Below are 19,200 nucleotides of genomic sequence, written 5' to 3'. Positions count from 1 at the left end.
CTCCATATAGCAAAATTTTAAGCATTTTTTAACGAAATTTTAACTTTATACCGATACCTGCGCTTTAATCGTAGGGTAAGGGTCATAGCCTTCTAAACGAAAATCATCATAATCAAAGGCAAACAAATCCTTCACTGCCCGATTCAAGTGCATCGTAGGCAAAGGGCGTGGCGTCCTGCTGAGCTGTAAAGCTACCTGCTCACGATGATTGTTATAGATGTGCACATCACCAAAAGTATGCACAAAATCTCCTAATTGCAAATCGCATACTTGCGCAAGCATCATCGTAAGTAACGCATATGAAGCAATGTTAAAAGGCACCCCTAAAAACACATCGGCACTGCGTTGGTATAACTGACAAGACAATTTCCCATCGGCTACGTAAAACTGAAACAGTGCGTGACAAGGAGGCAATGCCGCTTTACCATTGGCTACGTTCTCCGCAAACGATTTTCCTGTATCAGGCAATACCGACGGATTCCAAGCCGAAACGATAATCCGTCGGCTTTCAGGATTTTGTTTAAGAGTCTCTACCACCGTTTTTATCTGGTCAATCGCCTCGCCATTCCAGTGGCGCCATTGCGCTCCATAAACAGGACCGAGGTCGCCGTTCTCATCTGCCCATTCGTTCCAAATGCGCACCCCGTGGTCAGTGAGATATTTAATATTTGTATCTCCTTTTAAAAACCAAAGTAATTCATAGATAACCGATTTTAAGTGTATCTTTTTAGTCGTTACCAGCGGAAAACCCTTATTGAGGTCAAAGCGCATTTGGTAACCAAATACACTAGTCGTTCCCGTGCCGGTACGGTCATCTTTAGAATAGCCATTATCGAGGATATGGCGCAAGAGGTCGTGATATGTTTGCATTTTTAGTTAAGTGTTAAACCTAAGAAGTTAAATCGGTGCAAAGATACAACAATAATAAAAAATACCAATACCCTAACCCCTCTCATTCTATCAACCCACTTATTTCCAATTTTTTATATACCTTACCTTTTCCTTATCTTTGTTCTGTATATCACTGCGCTTCATCTTTCCGCCCCCACACTCCCACTAAACTCCTCCCACAAATTTACTAATTTCCAAATTCTCTAATTTTCTAATTCTCTTTCCCGTCACTACATTCCCCCTTTGAAAATAGCCAGCAATAGCTGGGTATGTGCACCGCTATAGTGGAGTATGTGTAAAGAGGAGGTTTGTCACCTTTCCCAGCTTGTCCCCCTTCGGGGGTTCGGGGGATGTTATTCCCTAGTGCCTATGGCCTAAGGCCTATCACTTCTTCCTCTTTCTTTCGCCTCGAAACCCCGTTTTTAACATTTTTTGTATTGCTGTATTATATTATGAGTCAATCACTTATATACCCTTCCTATACCAATCGTCCAAGATTCGTATAAGCTTCCTATAAGCTCTCTATAAGCTAACCTCACCCTCCTCACAGCCTTTTTTCACCAAAACTTCTCTCAGCTATCTTCCGAAAACCTCCGATATCTTCCGAATACTCCTAACAGTATCAACACATCGCTTTTTCATCTCAAACTTTGTCAAAGTTAATAGCCTGTCGTGCTACGACTGCCTGTGCGGCTCGCACCTCATTCCCTAATTTTCCACCCGCCCGTCGTGCTACAACTTGTTAATTTGCCAATTACTTCGTACCTTTGCACTTTCAATAACTATCAATAGAATATAATAATGAGAAAAATACTCTTAGCACTCTCTGTTTTCGCTTTTATGCTGAATGCAATAGCCCAAGATAACCCTTGGCAACAACAAGCTGATTACCAAATGAACGTAACGATGGACGTGAAAAACTTTCAGTATAAAGGCACCCAAAAACTCACGTATACCAATAACTCTCCCGATACCCTACGCGTAGTATTCTACCACCTCTATTTCAACGCTTTTCAGCCAAATAGCGAAATGGATAGCAAATTGCAATCCATCCCCGACCCCGATAGACGTATGACTAACAATCTCGGCACCGATAAAAACCCCATTTACGAGAGTCGTATAGCCAAACTCTCACCTTCTGAAATCGGACTATTGCGCATTACGGGTATGAGCCAGGACGGACAAAAAGCTACCTTCTCTCACGAAAGTACAATCCTAAAAGTAACCCTCCCCACCCCTATTCTACCTCACAGCAAAACAGTACTCGATATGACCTTTGAAGGTCAAGTGCCCGTAATGATACGTCGTGCAGGTCGTAATAGCCCCGATGGTGTAGCGCTTTCAATGGCACAATGGTACCCTAAAATGGTAGCTTACGACCATCAAGGTTGGCATACTACCGAATACTTAGGTCGTGAGTTCTACGGCGTTTGGGGTAACTTCGATGTAAAAATCACCCTCGACAAAACCTATGTGGTAGCAGGTTCAGGCGTATTGCAAAATCCTAACGAAATGGGCTGTGGTTATGAAGATAAGGGCGTAAAAATACCCCAAACCAAAGCTAAAACCAAAACGTGGCACTTTGTAGCCGAACGTGTACACGATTTCACTTGGGCTGCCGACCCTCAGTTTACTCACGATAAGCACACTCTCACCGACGGTAAAACCATACATTTCTTTTATAAAAAATATCCAGAGAATTGGAAGCGTATCCAGCCCGATATGCTCAAAGTATTCGATTATTTCAATACACTTATAGGCAAATATCCTTGGGCTCAATACTCTTTCATTCAAGGAGGCGATGGTGGTATGGAGTATGCAATGTGTACCCTTATGGAAGGCGGTAAGAAATACGAGAGTTTAGTAGGCACCGCCACCCACGAACTGGCTCACGCTTGGTTTCAACACCTCTTAGCTACCGATGAGGCAGCTTATCCGTGGATGGACGAAGGGTTTACCTCCTATATCCAAACACTTGCCGAACAACAAGTGTTGCACCTCATTCCTGCAACCAACTATCCCTTTAATAAAGCGTACAATGGCTACCTAAACTTAGTAAAATCGGGGTTACAAGAACCTACCATCACTCATTCCGACCGTTATGCGACGAACTACGCTTATAGTATTGCCGCTTACTACAAAGGACAACTCTTCCTCACTCAGTTAGATTATCTAATGGGTAACGAAGCACTGATGAAAACTCTCAAACGCTACTACCGAGAATATGCTTTCAAGAATCCAACCCCCAATGATTTTATTCGCATAGCCGAAAAAGTATCAGGAATGCAATTGCAATGGTTCCTCAATGAGTTTATGGAAACTGACCACGTAGCCGATTACGCTATCGACAAGGTAGAAGCCAAAGGAAATAAAACGGCAATTACCCTCAAACGCTTAGAACGCCTGCCTCTTTCTATCGACCTTTTTGTAACCGATAAAGCTGGTAAAACCCAATACGTATATGTGCCCTTGCGAATGACTTACGGCGAAAAACCAAACACTTACCCTAATTATCCCCGTACGGTAGTTCCTGCTTGGGGTTGGGGTAACCTTACCTACACTTTTGAACTCGATATGCCATTGAACAATATCCAGAGTATAGTATTAGACCCTAATAACAGAAGTGTAGATATCAACAGAGAGAATAATATTTATAAGAAATAGAATGTATACTGTTATTATCTTTTTAGGATTTTATAATTTGCTCTTTGCCCTCTTCCATTTGTTGTTTTGGAGACTTTTTAAATGGAAGGAAGAGGTACATAAACTCAGTTTTGCCAATCGCGGAATTATCCAAATTCTCAATATACAAATAGTTTATTATTTTGTAGCAGTAGCAATAGTTTGTTTTTGTTTTACTAACGAACTTCTCACTACTGATTTAGGTAAGGTTTTCTTACTTGGCAACTCGTTGTTCTGGGCAATACGTTTGGTACAACAATATATATTTTTGAGGAAAAATAGTTTTGTAATTCACTTTTTGGCAGTACTATTTTTGTTAGGAACAGTATTATTTTTATTACCTTTGTTTTATTAAAATCAGTATATACTAACTCCTAACATCTAACACCTAAACAATGGACAATATTTTAGGATACGATACAATAAAGAACTATTTGCAAGCCAGTGTGGAAGCAGGTCGCATTCCACACGCTCAATTATTTGTGGCAGGCGAAGGACAAGGCGCTCTGCCAATGGCAATCGCCTACGCAACTCTCATTCTTTCGCACGATAACCCCAAGGCAAAGGCTCAATGCGCCCAACTCGCTCACCCCGACCTTCATTTTGCTTTCCCCACAGCTATTAATGACAAGGTGAAAAAAGACCCTATTAGTGCTCTCTTTATGGACGAATGGCGCGCTTTTGTAAAAGAACAGCCTTATGGTTCCCTTTTTGATTGGCTCGTGTTCTTAGGTATAGAGAAGAAACAAGCCAACATAGGGGTAAATGAGGCTAAAGAGATTACCAATAAGTTAGCACTGAAATCATTTGAGGGTGGTTATAAGGTAATGATTATCTGGATGGCAGAGAAGATGAATCCCGAAGCCTCTAACAAGCTCCTCAAACTCCTCGAAGAACCTGCCGATAAAACAGTCTTTCTCTTGGTGGTAGAAGATGAAAATGCCCTATTAGACACTATCAAATCACGTTGCCAAATCCTGCGTTTTCCGCCCTTAAGTGAGAATGCTATTAAAGAAGCCCTCGTAGAACGTGGTTTAGCTGATGCCGAAGCAACCAAAATAGCTCTACGCGCTCAAGGAAATTTCAACAAAGCCCTCCAACTGATGAACAACAAAGAAAGCGAAGAAGCCATTTTTGAGCGTTGGTTTATTGCGTGGGTGCGCACAGCCTACCGCGCGCGTGGTAACAAAGCCTCTATACAAGGACTCTTGCAGTGGAGTGACGAAATCAATACCGTAGGGCGGGAGGCGCAAAAACAGTTTTTGCAGTACTGCGCTGAGGTATTCCGTCAGGCGTTCCTACTGAACTATAGCGCCTCTGGTTTGGTATATATTCAATTTGCCGACCCTACTTTTCAACTTGCCAAATTTGCCCCTTTTATTCACGGTGGTAATATCGAGGCAATACACAACCTCCTCGAAGAAGCCCAGTTACACGTAGAGCGCAATGGCAATGGCAAAGTTATTTTCACCGATTTAGCTATCAAACTCACAAGATTGTTACACACTAAGCAATGAGACAATTTCCTAATTTTCTAATCTGCTAATTTTCCAATTTGAAATTATGTTAACCGCAATTTCCCCCATCGATGGTCGTTATGCCGATAAAACGACCTCCCTTGTGCCTTTCTTCTCCGAAATGGCACTCATTCGTTATCGTGTGCAAGTGGAAGTAGAGTACTTTATCGCTCTATGCGAACTCCCCTTGTCTCAACTCGCCAATTTTCCTAAGGGAAAATACACCGACCTTAGAAGACTCTATCAAAAATTCTCAGAAAAAGAAGCTTTGAAAGTAAAAGAAATAGAGCAAACTACCAATCACGATGTAAAAGCGGTTGAATATTTCATTAAAGAGGCTTTTGATAAACTGCAATTAGGAAAATACAAGGAGTTTATCCACTTTGGTCTCACCTCTCAGGATATCAACAATACCGCTATTCCGCTTAGCATCAAGGAAGCTGTACAACAAGTGTATTTGCCTGCCTTGGAGCAATTGCTCAGCAAACTGAGAAGTTTAGTAACCCAATGGAAAGATGTCCCTCTACTAGCACGCACTCACGGTCAGCCGGCATCCCCTACGCGTTTAGGCAAGGAATTCGAGGTGTTTGTCGTTCGTATGGAACAGCAGTTACAAACCCTTATAGCAGTGCCTTATGCTGCCAAATTTGGGGGAGCTACCGGTAACTACAACGCTCATAAAGTAGCCTATCCTAATATCGATTGGAAGGCTTTCGGCACTCGCTTTGTAGAGGAAATATTAGGCTTACACCATTCTTTCCCCACTACCCAAATAGAGCATTACGACCATCTTGCATCGCTTTTCGATGCTCTCAAACGCATCAATACGATTCTCATCGATTTAAATCGCGATGTTTGGACATATATCTCTATGGATTACTTCAAGCAACAGATAAAAGCTGGCGAGGTAGGCTCTTCGGCTATGCCTCATAAGGTAAATCCTATTGATTTTGAAAACTCCGAAGGTAATTTAGGCATAGCCAACGCTCTTTTAGAGCATTTATCGGCAAAATTACCTATTTCCCGTCTACAACGCGACCTCACCGATAGTACAGTATTGCGCAATGTAGGGGTGCCTTTTGGTCATATACTCATAGCCTTGCAATCTACCCTCAAAGGGCTCAATAAACTCCTTTTAAATGAAGATAAAATCCGTGAAGACTTGCAAGACCATTGGGCAGTAGTAGCCGAGGCTATCCAAACGATTTTGCGTCGTGAAGGCTATCCTAACCCCTATGAAGCCCTCAAAGCCCTCACGCGTACCAATACCGCTATCACTGCCGAGACTATTAGCAGTTTTATCGATACCTTGGAAGTAAATGAAGATGTAAAGGCAGAACTAAAAGTCATCACCCCCGAGAACTACACAGGAGTTTAAAATAACAGCCACAATATCCAATAAAAAAGCCTACTTGAAATTTCAAGTAGGCTTTTCTTTTTTATAAATACTTCTTCTCTTAAAAATCTACGGTTACTCCTAATTTCTCAGCAATAATCGCATTGATATACTCCGAAAGGGCTAGAATGCTTACGCTCTCCAATACGGTATTTGCAAAAGCATAGGTAAGTAAGGCAGAGGCTTCTTTTTTGCCTATCCCACGTGTTTGCAAATAGAATAAGGAGTCTGCACTGAGAGAGCCTACGGTACAGCCGTGTGAGCACTTCACATCATCGGCGAAGATTTCGAGTTGGGGCTTGGTGTATACCGTTGCCTTATCGGAGAGGAGGATATTGTCGTTCTGCTGATAAGCATTCGTTTTCTGGGCAATTTGCTCTACCATTATCTTACCGTTGAACACATTGGTTGCTTCATCACTTACGATACTCTTATAATCTTGATGACTCTCACAGTTAGGATATGCGTGGTTCACTAGCGTATAATGGTCGGTATGTTGTGTGCCTTGCAAAATGCTCAACCCTTTGAGAGTAGATTCTAAATACTCGCCTTGGTGATAGAAATTGAGGTTGTTGCGAGTGAGTGTCCCACCAAACGAGAAGGTATGTACGCTGGCGTGGCTATTTGCCTCTTGCGAAATATAGGTGTTATCGATAAGGGAAGCGGTAAGACTATCGTTTTGCAATTTGTAATAATCGAGGAAAGCCTCTTTGGCTACAAACACTTCGGTTACTACATTGGTAAGGATTGCCGTAGCAGTATCCGATAAGTTTTGGTGAACTTCAATAACTTTGAGCTGTGCATTTTCTCCCACTGCAATAATATTGCGCGGTTGGTAGCAAGTGGTTTCTTTTCTGTCGTTGAAATACAGCAACTGTATGGGTTTATTTACCACTTTTCCCTTGGGTACTTCTATATAAATCCCTTCTGAGGCAAAAGCGGTATTGAGAGCGGTAAATACATCGCCTTTTTCGGTATTGGCGTTGAAGTATTTTTTAATAAACGCTTCTCCTCCTTTGTGCAACGCCTCTAATAGGGGCGTAATGGTAACACCTGCTATTTCTTTACTCGACATTTCTGGGCAGTAATAGCCGTTTACAAACACGAGCACATCACAATCCTTAATCCAGTGTTCGTATAGCACTTCTGCGGAGAGGGTTGTTTTATTGTGAATAGGTTGCCACAAGCTGTAATCAGTAGCTTGGAGGTTAGAGAGAGAGGTGTATTTCCACGCTTCTACTTTCCTATGTGGGAAACCCTTTTCGGCAAAGAAACTGAGGGCTTCTTTGCGAATGTCTTTTAATATATCGCCTTTATGTGGGAACTGCTCAAAAGTAGCTACCCATTTGTCTTTTAAATTCATAGTCTAATTTGCTTATCCTTTGAGCCAATCATAACCTTTTGCTTCCAATTCTAAGGCGAGGTTTTTGTCGCCTGTTTTTACGATTTTACCGTCGGAAAGTACGTGTACGTAATCGGGGACGATGTAGTCTAAAAGGCGTTGGTAGTGGGTGATAACAAGCACCGCATTGTTTTTGTTTTTGAGTTTATTCACTCCATTGGCTACAATGCGTAGGGCGTCGATATCAAGACCAGAGTCGGTCTCGTCTAAAATAGCAATTTTAGGTTCGAGCATTGCCATTTGGAAGATTTCGTTGCGTTTCTTCTCACCGCCCGAAAAACCTTGGTTGAGGGAACGCGAAAGGAAGTCAGGGTTGATTTCTAGAAGGGCTGCTTTTTCGCGTATTTTTTTGAGAAGTTCAGCAGCAGGCATATCGGGTAATCCTTGTGCCTTCCGACTCTCATTGATAGCGGTTTTGATGAAGTTGGTTACTGATATTCCAGGGATTTCTACAGGGTATTGGAAAGACATAAAGATACCTTTATGTGCGCGCTCTTCGGGGGCATCTTCTAACAGACTTTCACCATTGAGGAGGATATCACCCTCTGTTACCTCAAAGTTTTCGTTACCCGCAATCACCGCCGAAAGGGTAGATTTGCCCGCTCCATTAGGTCCCATAATAGCGTGTACTTCGCCTGCTTTTATTTCTAAGTCAATCCCTTTGAGGATTTCCTTGCCTTCCACACCTGCGTGGAGATTTTTTATTATTAACATTCTTAATTGAGTTTAGTGATACTTCTCTTCTAACTATAAACAATGATACAGCTTGTATTAGTATTCATATTTTTCAATAGTACTATCATATCCCATCATCACTTTGGTAATTTTAGTAGCGTAACCTTGCGGATTATTAGCTTCATTTTTATATTCAGTTAAATATGGAGTGCCTGTAGTAAGTCCTAAGCTGGGGTTGTTAGGGTCTTTTTGTACTTGGGTTAGTTTAGTTTGTTTTACTACAAGGTTTTTGCTATTAGTGGCTTCATAAAGCTCATAAAAGATGTACTTATCTAAAGGAGTGTTTGCTAACGTGACAAGTTGTATTTGCAAGTCTCTCTTGGGGTTTTTCTTCTGCAGGTCATACTCATATAGACAGGTCTCTCTAAGAAAAACTTCTCCTCCGTCATTGAGTTTATCTTTTACTTTCTTTATCAAGTTGCCTTCTGGACTAAAAGTATAGGTTTTTCTGTCGTGTCCAGAAGCACTCGTTGCCACCACAGTATGGGCATCTGGGTAGGTAATTTTGTAAACGATTGAAGGAGAAAATTCACTTAGTTTTCCATCTTTGTAGCCAAAAGTAATAGACATAGGATGCTTTCCTATTCTACTTTTTCTAATTTCAGTAACTTGGTCTTGGTCATTGAAACTAAATTCTACAACTCCTTGAGCTATACCGTCTTTATCAATATCTATCCTGGCAGGAAGTTTCTTACCCTTTAGAGGCTTAATAATCAAATGTTTGACTTCCTTTCGCTTTGAACGATAAGTTTTGAACTCTCTTGCTTCCTTAATAAATCCGTCCTCTATGGTGTAAACCATTTCGGAGATATCATCCTTTGAACGCTCTATGATGTACTTAGTAGGCAATAATGTCTTTTCTTCCCACGGGTCAGGAGTTTTTTTATTGTTATTATTGTTATTGTCATCATCACTTTTGTGGCAAGCAACTCCAATGAGAGCAAGGCTTGCTAAAATTAACAGCTTTCTCATAACGGTTTTTTTAATTAAATTAGGGAGCAAAGGTAGTCTTTTTTGGCGTAACGAACAAAAAATATTTCTCCTATCTCCTCCTTATATTCGTGCCACATACGTGGTTTAGATGTGGTACAGACACCCTATCTATCGTAAATAACCTAATTTCTTTAAAAACCTCTCTATGGGGAAATTTAGCCCGCCCTGCTAGTGCAAGTGTTTCGTTCCTACTCTCACCATATCATCACCAAGGTACCTATGGTAATGAGTGAGACACCTACCACTGATTTAAGGGTGAAGTCCTCGTGTAGGAAGATAATAGCCAAAACGAAGGTGATGGCGATACTTAGTTTATCTACCGAAACAACTTTGGTAGTTTCTCCCATTTGCAGGGCTTTGTAATAGCACAACCACGATGCCCCTGTGGCAATTCCTGAGAGGATAAGAAAGAGCCAACTGCGCTGGCTTATCTGGGCAATATTATGCTGACTTTGGGTGATAAAAACCATTGCCCACGCCAGCAACACAACTACCACTGTGCGGATAGCGGTCGCTACATTAGAATTGACCCCCTCAATACCTATTTTGGCAAGAATAGCGGTAAGAGCAGCAAAGATAGCCGAAAGTAGTGCAAAAACGAACCACATCATATGTTATTTTGTGACAAAGGTAAGTATAATTTACTAATTAGCAATTAGCAAATTATCTAATCTGCTAATTTATAAATATGTAAGGCATCCGTTTGGTGGAGCGGGGTAACAGTAATATCGGTGATTTGAACTTTATCTGGCAGATTGACGATATAGGCGATAGTGTCGGCTATATCTTCGGCATATAGGGGCGTGATACCCTTATACACGTTCTCGGCTTTCTGCTCATCGCCTTTGAAACGCACCTTGCTGAAATTGGTCTCTACCAACCCTGGTTTTACAGTCGTTACCTTCAGCTTCTTGTCCATTAGCTCTATGCGCATCGCATCGCTGAGGGCTCTTACGGCAAACTTGGTCGCGCAATAAATACTGCCATTGGGGTAAGCTATCTCACCCGCTACCGACCCGACGTTCACTATCGTCCCTACCTTGTCGGTGGCAATCATTAGCGGAATCACACTGTTAGCAATATAGGTAAACCCTTTGATGTTAGTGTCAATCATCTGGTCTATATCTTCTATGGCGTAAGTATAGAGGTGTTGCAATCCTATTGCCAAACCCGCATTGTTGATGAGTATATCTATTTGTCGCCATTTTTCGGGTAAGGACTGGATATTTTTCGCAACCTCTTGGTAGTTTCTCACGTCGAAAGCTAAGGTTATAACCTCCACAGCGTGTTCTTTTTCGAGTTGGGCTTTCAGTTCTGCCAATACCTCAGCCCGACGAGCGCAGAGAATCAAATTAACGCCCATTTGTGCCAACTTTTCGGCTACTGCTTTACCTATCCCGCTACTTGCACCCGAGATAAAAGCTATTTTTCCTTTGATACGATTTAGTTCCATTTGTTTAGATATTTAAGTGTTAGGTTATCTCCATATCTTTTTCATTACCCCTTCTACAGTAGGTTGGTGATACTTACCCTCTTTATCTTTTGTGGTATTGAACACAGTAGGGTCAAAGTGCGGACAGTTGAGTGCTAAAAACTGAAAGAAGTAGCCATCGCTATAAAACATATAAGGCATAAACTCCCTTTGAAAATCGTTTTCGCACTCAAATTCATTGTTTATGATGATACGCACAAAAGCTGCGATGTCCTCTCGGGTGAGGTTGTTGTGTTTTACAGGGTCAGGCATAGCCAAATCAAAGGCAAAAGCTTCAATGCCATTGCTTTCCCACCATTCCCATAGCCAAGTGTTGGAAAGGTCTTTACCGGTGAGCTCACTGAGGTATTGCTCCATCGCCTTGTATTCTTTGTCAAACACTTCTTCGGGAGTGTCTTCACTTTGAGTATCCCAAAAGGCTTCGTAGTCTTGCAGGCGTTTGAGCACGAGGGGGTATAACCTTTCTGCAGTTGCGAAATCAGGGCGTAGTTCTTTTCTAAGGTTTTTCATATTCGTTAATTTTAATCATCATACGAAGTGTAATCCCATTGCAGACCATAACTTCCTAAATCATTTAATAGTTTATCAAAAAGAGCTTTTTGGGTAGTCCCTATAAAGATAGCTGTGGGTTTTCCAGTATCTCGGTGTATAGAGAGTGTTATCACAAGCTTAAAATCCTCATCGATAAAGGTGCGTTGTCCTTCCCAACTGAGAGAGGTAAGTTCGGTATATTGTTTTTCTATATGGGCAACTGCTCCTGTGGGCACTTCAAAGTCTTCCATTGTAGCTCGCACCCTGTCTTGCTACGACCTTTGAAAAAGTTGATTACCTTATAATCACTCGCCTTTTCGGTGTGCGTAGGGGCGATTGGCAAATCGCCCTTTAAGAAATAAGCTCATTCATTTACAATCTATTTTTTGTTTGACTCTAAAAAAGCAAAGCCTTTATTTTTGCTTATTTTTTTATCGAATTTCTATAGCGTGAGCTACATACACTTCCTCTTATCATTAATCATTAACCATTAATCACTAACCATTCATCATTTTTCTACCTCTTTTTCACTTTGCTCGCCACTACTTGGGAGAGAGGCTGAAGGTGAAGCCTTCCTCATTCTCATATTCAGAAACTCTACCCCTAACGAAAACGCTATCGCAAAGTACAAGTATCCCTTAGGCACAGCGCCCACCGTTTGCCCTGCCAATACCGCTTCCGATAGGTGCATACTCTCAGTAATAAGCATAAAACCAATGAGTATCAAGAACGAAAGTGCCAATATCTGAATCGAAGGATTGCGGTTTACAAAGTTGCCCACAGGGTTTGCAAAAAGCATCATTATGCCCACCGAAAGCACTACCGCTGTAATCATTATATAAATCGCCCCTGTTAGCCCGCTGGTCATTCCCACCGCTGTAAGAATACTATCCATCGAGAAAATAAGGTCTATCAGTAGTATTTGTACAATAGTTCCCCCGAAAGAAGCGTGTTGTCGTCCCTTAGGGTTGTCCGATTGTGTAACGTGTTCTATATGATTCACTTTCGCGTGAATTTCCTTAGTCGATTTATAGAGCAGGAAGATACCCCCCGCAAGCAGTATGAGAGCCTGCCCGTTAAAATGAGCTGAAAACCACCCCCAGTCAAGGCTGATAAGCGGGTCTTTCAACCTAATCAGAAACGAAATACCCAATAAAAGAGCAATGCGCAAAAACATCGCCAAGAAAAGCCCTAAGCGTGTAGCGCGCTTACGTTGATGTTCGGGCAGCTTCCCCGTAACGATAGAGATAAATATCACGTTATCAATCCCCAATACAATTTCGAGGAACGTAAGAGTAATAAGCGCCACAAGGGCATCAGCAGTAAAAAGAAAATCCATTTTATTTTTAGTTTTTAAAACGCAAAGATAAATCAAAAATTGAATATGAATACAACCCAAAGCCCAAAATGATAAAATTCTTATTCAATTACACCTCATTATAAGAAAAGTTTCCCATCGCCACACTCCCCCTAAACTCCTCCCACAAATTTGCTAATTTCCCAATTTTCTAATTCGCTAATTCTCTTTTCTGTCACACTTCCCCCTAGTGCCTATGCCCTAAGGCCTATTACCTGTTCCTCTTTCTTTCGCCTCGAAACCCCGTTTTTAACATTTTTAGCATTATTGTATCACACTATTAATCAGTTATTTATATACCCTTTCTATACCAATCGTCCAAGATTCGTATAAGCTTCCTATAAGCTCTCTATAAGCTACCCCCACCCTCCTTACACCCTTTTTTCACCAAAACTTCTCTCAGCTCTCTTCCGTTCTTCTCCGTTTCCTTCCGACTCTCAAAGACCCTCCCCAATAAAGTTTTCAATCTCGCCTAACCTCTGTCCGACACGTCCGACCTGTCAAAAAACTATTTTTATCACTCCTCATTTCCTAATTCTCTCATTTCCTCATTTTCTCATTTTCTAATTTCTTAATTTTCTCATTTTCTAATTTCTTAATTTTCTCTTCTTTCATCACATTTTTTCGTAGTTTCAAAAAAAGTCGTACCTTTGCAAAAAATTAATTACAGGTCTTGTAGTTCAACGGATAGAATAGAAGTTTCCTAAACTTTTGATCCAAGTTCGATTCTTGGCAAGACCACTTTTTTATCAAAAAACTTGGTCGGTATAAAAAAATATCGTACCTTTGTTGTTTCAAAAGGCAAATCCATCATTTTAATAACTTAAAATATCGGAATTATGAAAGACCTAAATGTATACATCGAAGAATTGCTCTACAAACACCAATGCGTGATTATCCCTAAGTTTGGAGCATTTATATCTAATAGAAAATCAGCCCAAATGGCTGAAGACAAAACGTTCGACCCTCCTAAACGAGAGCTCAGTTTCAACCCAAGTCTCACTTCTAATGACGGCTTGCTCATCAAGTATATATCCGAACAAACAGGCATCGAATATAACTTGGTAGAAGATTACGTAAACTTAGCCGTCGAAGGGTGGAAACGCATCTTGAAGCAAGACCAAACCTTAAATCTCGAAAAAATCGGGACTCTTAGGTTAGTCGGCGAAAATCGTATCTCTTTCGAACCCGCTGACGACGTGAATTTCCTTACCGATTCTTTCGGTATGGCGCCTTTCGTACCTCACGAAGTAACCGCCTCCGATTTAAAAATAGAAGAAAATCAAATCCGTCCTACACTCGACCATTCAAGTACCGATACCGGCATTCCTAACCTTCCTCCAGAAGAAGAAGATGCCGTAGTAACTCCTACTGAAAGTCCTGTGAGCCAAGTTACAGCTCCTGTGGTAACCAATACTCCTAAAACCCACAGAGGTACTACCCCACCGCCAGCTAAGGAAAAGAAACCTGCTAAAATAATGCCGTATGTAAAATATACAGCAGTAGCCTCAGTAGGCTTAGCCTTTTTGGCTTATGGAGCTTATCTGCTCTTCGGCGAAAGAGTAGTAAACGATGGCAATAACGAACAACAGTTTGCAATTACTGACAGCCTAGTACAAGAGCGCCTTAACCAAAAACTCAGCGAAGCAGCCGTGTTCACCCCGCCTATTACTATACCTGCTATTCCTTTGCAAGTAGAAAAAGTAAAGGCTAAAAAACCCGAACAAGTAAAACCTGAGCAAGTAAAGCCTGAACAAAAACCTACTCAGTCCACTAATCAAGCTGCCACTACGGTAGCGACAACCAAGCCCGCTAACACGCCTGTACAAGCTACTGCTACGCCTAAGCCAGCGCAAACTAGCACTGCGCCCAAACCTGCACAAACCACTACAACACCTAAGCCCGCTCAAACCAATACCTCAGGTGTAGCCTCTACCCCTGTACGTACAAATTCGGCAATGTCAGCTAAAAAATATCAAGTGATTGCAGGGGCTTTTAAGGACGAGAAAAACGCAGAAACCCGAGTGAAACAACTCCAAAAGCTGGGGTATAAAAACGCTTTCGTATTAGGAATGAACGCCAGAGGTTTGTACCAAGTAAGTTATGGCGGTTTCGATTCTATGGACGAAGCTAAACTACAACAAAAAGAAGTGCAAAACTCTAAAGAAGAGAAAAAACTCGACGGTGGCTGGATACTAACTCAACCCTAAAATAATGATGAAACTCAAGAAAAAACCTTCTGACTCACGTACTATACTCACCGACCTCGTACTCCCAGGCGAAACCAATCACCTCAACGCTCTGTTTGGAGGTGAACTCCTCGCCCGTATGGATAGAGCTGCTAGTATTGCTTCACAACGCCACTCTGGACGTTTAACCGTTACCGTATCAGTAAACCACGTGGCTTTTACTCACAGCATACGCATAGGAAGCATCGTAACGGTCGAAGCCGCCATCTCTCGCGCTTTCTCTACTTCTATGGAAGTATATATCGATGTGTGGATGGAAAATATCTATGGCGAACGTACCAAAGCTACCGAGGCGATTTACTCTTTCGTAGCGGTAGACGAAAACGGTCGCCCCGTAAAAGTACCTGAGATAGAACCAGAAACCCAGCTCGAAAAAGAACGTTACAACGGTGCCCTACAACGTCGCCAACTGAGTCTTGTGCTTGCAGGTAAACTCAGTCCGCACGACGCTACCGAGCTAAAAGCTCTCTTTACTGAATTAGAAAATAGCTGATGCATTTAGTAATAGAACCGCTGTAAAAGGCGGTTTTTCTCTTAAAAACAAAGCAAAATGACCTTATCTGAAGAAAACCACTTGAAAGCTATCTTTCACCTTTATAACGAAAAGAAAGAAGAGGTGAACACCAATGCTATTGCCGAAGTGATGAATACCAAAGCTTCATCAGTAACCGATATGCTTAAAAGGTTAGCCGATAAGGGGCTCATCAACTATGTGAAATATCAAGGGGTAACACTCACTAAAAAAGGCACGCAAAAAGCTATTGCTATCATTCGCAAACACCGTCTTTGGGAAGTGTTTTTAGTCGAAAAACTAAATTTTTCTTGGGACGAAGTGCACGAAATAGCCGAAGAGTTAGAACATATACAGTCAGAAAAACTTATAGAGCGCCTCGATGCTTTCCTCGATTTTCCTAAAAAAGACCCCCACGGCGACCCGATTCCTAACAAAGAAGGCGTTTTTACCACCACTATTCAAACCCTATTAAGCGAGCTCAAACAAGGCGATAAAGGTATATGTGCAGCGGTAAAGAACACCTCTAAGGAATTTCTCGTTTACCTCAACAAAATGAATATAGCTCTTGGCGACGAAATAGAAGTACTCAGCAAAGAACCCTTCGACGACTCTATGACTCTACTGGTAAACGACAAACAAATCAACCTATCAGCAATGGTATGCCGAAATATCTATGTCAATGGTTAGTGATTAATTGTAAATGATTAATTGCGTCGCAAACTTTGGTAAAGTTGAAATTCTACAAACAAAGGTTTTAAAAAGATGAAAAAAAACAATATAAAAAAACTAAGCCTTATTTTAGGTCTTATATTCATTATAATAATCGGTTACTGCGGTTACTGCATTTACCGTCACTATACCCGTACTCAAAAAATTAGCTTCGAAGAGAAAACTATAGAACGTAGCGATGAGAATTGCGAAGATAACTGTTTCTCTGTAAGCCTAAACTATCTATATTGCAACGGTAATAGCGAGTTCGCTAAGAATTTCAATGAAGAAATAGAACTACAACTCTCCAATTTTCTTCTTTCCAACGGCGACTCTCTACAAGTGGAAGGTATCAGTATACAAAAAGCTTTAGATAGCCTTACAAAAGATTACTATAAGCTTCACGAACATTTCCCTGAGCTCCCTGCTTTCGAGTTTATCGCTACCGATAGCATTATGTGGCAAAACAGTAAGATGCTTTCTTTAGTGTCCAATCGTTATGCTTTTACCGGTGAAGCACAACCTATACAAACCAAAGTTTTCACTCACTTTGCGTTAGATAATGGCGAAGTAATTACCAATGAAAACCTCTTTACCGATGAAGAAAAAGTAACCCAAATAGCCAAACGTTATTTTGAGAAAGCACAACAAAACGCCACCATCACTCCTTTAGATGATAAGAAGTTTTATTTTGAAGATGGAACCTTTCGTCTTCCTAACCAAATGGGTGTAGCAGCCGATGCTCTCATTTTGTTCTATGAACCTTTTGAGATAGCTCCTTATGTAGATACGCCTTTTGAAGTGAAAGTACCTATAAAAGAAATTATGCCTTATCTCACTTTTGCTGACAATAAATAACACTATGAAAGAACGATTAACAACATTACATAACGCTCTCTTACAAAAAACAGAAGTAGAAGGTCTCGCTTTTTTAGCTGAACAATTTCCTAATGAGATAGTTTTTTCAACCAGCTTTGGGTTAGAAGACCAAGCCATTACTCACCTCATTCTCGCAAACCAAATTCCTATCAGTATTTTCACCTTAGATACCGGTCGCTTGTTCAACGAAACTTACTCAGTTTGGGAAAGCACTGAACAGCGCTACAATACACATATTTTGCCTTATTATCCCAAAACACACGATATAGAAGAATATGTACACAAAAATGGTCCTTTGTCTTTTTATCGCTCAGTAGAACTGCGCAAAGAGTGCTGTCATATACGCAAAGTTGAACCCCTTAGCCGAGCGCTAAAAGGCAAGAAAGTATGGGTAACAGGTTTGCGTGCCGACCAAAGTAATGCTCGTAAAGATCTCCCTATACTCGAATGGGACGATACTTACCAGCTCTTTAAATACAATCCTATCCTCCATTGGACGTTTGAAGATACCAAAGCCTTTATCAAGACACATAACATTCCTTATAATGTGCTACACGACAAAGGTTTTGTGAGCATAGGCTGTGCCCCCTGTACTCGTGCTATCAAAGAGGGTGAAGATTTTCGCGCAGGTCGTTGGTGGTGGGAAAGCAATAGTAAAAAAGAATGCGGACTACACGAACACAAATAATAACAAAGAGCTCCACTTAGCCTTGCTAAGTGGAGCTCTTGTTCTCTATAAATAATTCAATTAATTAAGATTTACCCTTTGTCTTTTCGCTTCAAAAATAAGCACCGCAGCAGCAACTGATACATTCATAGAGTCGATTACGCCCTCCATTGGGATAATGATGTTCTGAGTGCTATGAGTAAGCCATTCCTCTGTAAGACCTTGGTCTTCCGTACCTACTACGATAGCACTGGCTTCCTCAAACGATACTTCGTAGTAAGGTTTAGAGGCTGTAAGAGCAGCACAATAGCTATTGATACCTTTGGCTTTGAGAAAATCAATCACTTCAGTAGTGCTCCCCGTTGCAATAGGAACAGTAAACACACAACCCACGCTCGAGCGTATAATATTAGGGTTGTAGAGGTCAGTTTTAGGATTGGCAATAATCACAGCGTCTATATTAGCAGCATCGGCAGTGCGAAGGAGAGCCCCTATATTACCTGGTTTTTCAGGAGCTTCAGCTACCAATAACAAAGGAGAGTCGGTTGCGAAAGCTAACGTATTTAAGCTGTGTTTTTTAGTCTGTATTAAGGCAATAACCCCTCAGTAGAACTGCGATAACTAATCTTTTGGTATACTTCTTTGCTAATAGCGATAGGATTTACTCTTTGAGCTGTATGGCTAAGAAGTTTTTGCAAGTGTCCTTCTGCAAAAATCTCAGGCTGATATAGCAGTGTTTCGAGAGTATAGCCTCCTTCAAGGGCTAAGCGTATCTCGCGGGCACCTTCTACTACACATATTCCTTCTTTTTTACGCTCGCGTGATTTCTCGCTGAGGAGAACTATTTTCTTTATTAGGGGGTTTTGAGTACTGGTGATGTTCATTTTTAGGTAAGAGATAAAAAGTAAGAAAAAGCTGCCTACTCTCGTAGGCAGCTTTTGTTATCATTTATCCATAAGCACCATACACTGCATCAGCTCGGGCTTATTCTTGGTGTAGTCATCTAACCAAACTTTCAATTCTTCTATTTCATAAGGTAATAACCTATCAATAGCTTTTTTAAGTTCCTTACAAAATAGGTTAGGGTCGAAACTCACTTTCGATAAAATCATTGTGGTATATTCAAACATAGCTCGTTTCATAACTTCATCTATTTAGAATTTCACTGTACAAATGTACTTCTTTAA

The 19,200-nt window shown here is 41.1% G+C and carries 18 protein-coding genes, 1 tRNA gene and 3 pseudogenes; 10 read left to right on the top strand and 12 right to left on the bottom strand.

Going from position 1 to position 19,200, the window contains the following annotated elements:
* Positions 1–45: 45 nt before the first annotated feature.
* Both HW278_RS07965 and HW278_RS12605 read right to left on the bottom strand, forming a co-directional pair.
* Positions 46–870, bottom strand: coding sequence for a thymidylate synthase (locus tag HW278_RS07965; protein WP_009410566.1), 825 nt, complete (start codon positions 868–870; stop codon positions 46–48).
* A 251-nt stretch (positions 871–1,121) separates the two neighbouring features.
* A pseudogene (locus HW278_RS12605) lies at positions 1,122–1,243 on the bottom strand (phosphinothricin acetyltransferase).
* 449 nt (positions 1,244–1,692) lie between these two features.
* Here HW278_RS12605 and HW278_RS07960 point away from each other — a divergent pair.
* Genes HW278_RS07960 through purB form a run of 4 tightly spaced genes read left to right on the top strand, consistent with a single transcriptional unit; the run spans position 1,693 to position 6,468 of the window.
* Positions 1,693–3,555 (top strand): M1 family metallopeptidase, encoded by a 1,863-nt coding sequence (locus HW278_RS07960; RefSeq protein WP_178977476.1) that lies wholly within the window; start codon positions 1,693–1,695, stop codon positions 3,553–3,555.
* 1 nt (position 3,556) lies between these two features.
* The gene (locus HW278_RS07955) at positions 3,557–3,928 is read left to right on the top strand and encodes a hypothetical protein (protein ID WP_053581514.1); all 372 of its coding nucleotides are present in this window, start codon (positions 3,557–3,559) and stop codon (positions 3,926–3,928) included.
* 40 nt (positions 3,929–3,968) lie between these two features.
* A complete protein-coding gene (locus HW278_RS07950; protein WP_178977475.1) occupies positions 3,969–5,090 on the top strand; it encodes an ATP-binding protein in 1,122 nt (373 codons plus the stop codon).
* Positions 5,091–5,136: 46 nt separating this feature from the next.
* The gene (gene purB / locus HW278_RS07945) at positions 5,137–6,468 is read left to right on the top strand and encodes an adenylosuccinate lyase (protein WP_178977474.1); all 1,332 of its coding nucleotides are present in this window, start codon (positions 5,137–5,139) and stop codon (positions 6,466–6,468) included.
* Between the two features lie 79 nt (positions 6,469–6,547).
* Here the strand turns inward: purB and sufD are convergent, their stop codons facing one another.
* From sufD to HW278_RS07905, 8 genes and pseudogenes are all read right to left on the bottom strand, one after another.
* Positions 6,548–7,849 (bottom strand): Fe-S cluster assembly protein SufD, encoded by a 1,302-nt coding sequence (gene sufD, locus HW278_RS07940; RefSeq protein ID WP_178977473.1) that lies wholly within the window; start codon positions 7,847–7,849, stop codon positions 6,548–6,550.
* Between the two features lie 12 nt (positions 7,850–7,861).
* On the bottom strand, positions 7,862–8,602 hold the full coding sequence (gene sufC, locus HW278_RS07935; RefSeq protein WP_048746519.1) for a Fe-S cluster assembly ATPase SufC: 741 nt from the start codon (positions 8,600–8,602) through the stop codon (positions 7,862–7,864).
* A 57-nt stretch (positions 8,603–8,659) separates the two neighbouring features.
* Positions 8,660–9,595: a hypothetical protein gene (locus tag HW278_RS07930; protein ID WP_048746520.1), complete on the bottom strand. Its 936-nt coding sequence runs from the start codon at positions 9,593–9,595 to the stop codon at positions 8,660–8,662.
* A gap of 215 nt (positions 9,596–9,810) precedes the next feature.
* Complete coding sequence (locus tag HW278_RS07925; RefSeq protein WP_178977472.1) at positions 9,811–10,227, bottom strand: EamA family transporter; 417 nt, start codon at positions 10,225–10,227, stop codon at positions 9,811–9,813.
* Positions 10,228–10,283: 56 nt separating this feature from the next.
* Positions 10,284–11,069 carry an SDR family NAD(P)-dependent oxidoreductase gene (locus tag HW278_RS07920; RefSeq protein ID WP_048746525.1) on the bottom strand — a complete coding sequence of 262 codons (786 nt, stop codon included), beginning with the start codon at positions 11,067–11,069 and terminating at the stop codon, positions 10,284–10,286.
* Positions 11,070–11,093: 24 nt separating this feature from the next.
* Complete coding sequence (locus HW278_RS07915) at positions 11,094–11,618, bottom strand: hypothetical protein (RefSeq protein WP_178977471.1); 525 nt, start codon at positions 11,616–11,618, stop codon at positions 11,094–11,096.
* An 11-nt stretch (positions 11,619–11,629) separates the two neighbouring features.
* Positions 11,630–11,890, bottom strand: a pseudogene (locus HW278_RS07910) (SMI1/KNR4 family protein); the annotation flags it as partial.
* Positions 11,891–12,147: 257 nt separating this feature from the next.
* Positions 12,148–12,978 (bottom strand): TerC family protein, encoded by an 831-nt coding sequence (locus HW278_RS07905; protein ID WP_002675154.1) that lies wholly within the window; start codon positions 12,976–12,978, stop codon positions 12,148–12,150.
* Positions 12,979–13,665: 687 nt separating this feature from the next.
* Here HW278_RS07905 and HW278_RS07900 point away from each other — a divergent pair.
* From HW278_RS07900 to HW278_RS07875, 6 genes are all read left to right on the top strand, one after another.
* A tRNA-Arg gene (locus tag HW278_RS07900) sits at positions 13,666–13,737 on the top strand.
* Between the two features lie 98 nt (positions 13,738–13,835).
* A complete protein-coding gene (locus tag HW278_RS07895) occupies positions 13,836–15,206 on the top strand; it encodes an SPOR domain-containing protein (RefSeq protein WP_178977469.1) in 1,371 nt (456 codons plus the stop codon).
* Positions 15,207–15,210: 4 nt separating this feature from the next.
* Entirely contained in the window at positions 15,211–15,738 is a 528-nt protein-coding gene (locus HW278_RS07890; RefSeq protein WP_002675152.1) for an acyl-CoA thioesterase, read from the top strand.
* A 57-nt stretch (positions 15,739–15,795) separates the two neighbouring features.
* Positions 15,796–16,446 carry a metal-dependent transcriptional regulator gene (locus HW278_RS07885; RefSeq protein WP_009420442.1) on the top strand — a complete coding sequence of 217 codons (651 nt, stop codon included), beginning with the start codon at positions 15,796–15,798 and terminating at the stop codon, positions 16,444–16,446.
* Positions 16,447–16,521: 75 nt separating this feature from the next.
* The gene (locus HW278_RS07880) at positions 16,522–17,325 is read left to right on the top strand and encodes a DUF3298 and DUF4163 domain-containing protein (RefSeq protein WP_178977468.1); all 804 of its coding nucleotides are present in this window, start codon (positions 16,522–16,524) and stop codon (positions 17,323–17,325) included.
* A gap of 4 nt (positions 17,326–17,329) precedes the next feature.
* Positions 17,330–18,034, top strand: coding sequence for a phosphoadenylyl-sulfate reductase (locus tag HW278_RS07875; protein WP_178977467.1), 705 nt, complete (start codon positions 17,330–17,332; stop codon positions 18,032–18,034).
* 60 nt (positions 18,035–18,094) lie between these two features.
* Here the strand turns inward: HW278_RS07875 and HW278_RS07870 are convergent.
* Together HW278_RS07870 and HW278_RS07865 are read right to left on the bottom strand one after the other, a co-directional pair.
* Positions 18,095–18,897 (bottom strand): annotated as a pseudogene (locus tag HW278_RS07870) (TrmH family RNA methyltransferase).
* A 60-nt stretch (positions 18,898–18,957) separates the two neighbouring features.
* On the bottom strand, positions 18,958–19,155 hold the full coding sequence (locus tag HW278_RS07865; RefSeq protein ID WP_009410562.1) for a hypothetical protein: 198 nt from the start codon (positions 19,153–19,155) through the stop codon (positions 18,958–18,960).
* Positions 19,156–19,200: the final 45 nt, after the last annotated feature.

It is taken from the genome of Capnocytophaga sp. oral taxon 902 (genome assembly GCF_013394735.1).
Lineage (GTDB): Bacteria > Bacteroidota > Bacteroidia > Flavobacteriales > Flavobacteriaceae > Capnocytophaga > Capnocytophaga ochracea.
The sequence above is the reverse complement of the archived record's forward strand: the minus strand, read 5'-3'. Positions and strand labels throughout refer to the sequence as shown.

What these genes read in the sequence shown, in the direction of transcription:
- HW278_RS07930 (WP_048746520.1), bottom strand. Translation starts at nt 9,595, where the DNA reads ATGAGAAAGCTGTTAATTTTAGCAAGCCTTGCTCTCATTGGAGTTGCT.
- HW278_RS07895 (WP_178977469.1), top strand. Translation starts at nt 13,836, where the DNA reads ATGAAAGACCTAAATGTATACATCGAAGAATTGCTCTACAAACACCAA.
- HW278_RS07865 (WP_009410562.1), bottom strand. Translation starts at nt 19,155, where the DNA reads ATGAAACGAGCTATGTTTGAATATACCACAATGATTTTATCGAAAGTG.
- sufC (WP_048746519.1), bottom strand. Translation starts at nt 8,602, where the DNA reads ATGTTAATAATAAAAAATCTCCACGCAGGTGTGGAAGGCAAGGAAATC.
- HW278_RS07920 (WP_048746525.1), bottom strand. Translation starts at nt 11,069, where the DNA reads ATGGAACTAAATCGTATCAAAGGAAAAATAGCTTTTATCTCGGGTGCA.
- HW278_RS07915 (WP_178977471.1), bottom strand. Translation starts at nt 11,618, where the DNA reads ATGAAAAACCTTAGAAAAGAACTACGCCCTGATTTCGCAACTGCAGAA.
- HW278_RS07955 (WP_053581514.1), top strand. Translation starts at nt 3,557, where the DNA reads ATGTATACTGTTATTATCTTTTTAGGATTTTATAATTTGCTCTTTGCC.
- HW278_RS07905 (WP_002675154.1), bottom strand. Translation starts at nt 12,978, where the DNA reads ATGGATTTTCTTTTTACTGCTGATGCCCTTGTGGCGCTTATTACTCTT.
- sufD (WP_178977473.1), bottom strand. Translation starts at nt 7,849, where the DNA reads ATGAATTTAAAAGACAAATGGGTAGCTACTTTTGAGCAGTTCCCACAT.
- purB (WP_178977474.1), top strand. Translation starts at nt 5,137, where the DNA reads ATGTTAACCGCAATTTCCCCCATCGATGGTCGTTATGCCGATAAAACG.
- HW278_RS07890 (WP_002675152.1), top strand. Translation starts at nt 15,211, where the DNA reads ATGATGAAACTCAAGAAAAAACCTTCTGACTCACGTACTATACTCACC.
- HW278_RS07965 (WP_009410566.1), bottom strand. Translation starts at nt 870, where the DNA reads ATGCAAACATATCACGACCTCTTGCGCCATATCCTCGATAATGGCTAT.
- HW278_RS07950 (WP_178977475.1), top strand. Translation starts at nt 3,969, where the DNA reads ATGGACAATATTTTAGGATACGATACAATAAAGAACTATTTGCAAGCC.
- HW278_RS07960 (WP_178977476.1), top strand. Translation starts at nt 1,693, where the DNA reads ATGAGAAAAATACTCTTAGCACTCTCTGTTTTCGCTTTTATGCTGAAT.
- HW278_RS07875 (WP_178977467.1), top strand. Translation starts at nt 17,330, where the DNA reads ATGAAAGAACGATTAACAACATTACATAACGCTCTCTTACAAAAAACA.
- HW278_RS07885 (WP_009420442.1), top strand. Translation starts at nt 15,796, where the DNA reads ATGACCTTATCTGAAGAAAACCACTTGAAAGCTATCTTTCACCTTTAT.
- HW278_RS07925 (WP_178977472.1), bottom strand. Translation starts at nt 10,227, where the DNA reads ATGATGTGGTTCGTTTTTGCACTACTTTCGGCTATCTTTGCTGCTCTT.
- HW278_RS07880 (WP_178977468.1), top strand. Translation starts at nt 16,522, where the DNA reads ATGAAAAAAAACAATATAAAAAAACTAAGCCTTATTTTAGGTCTTATA.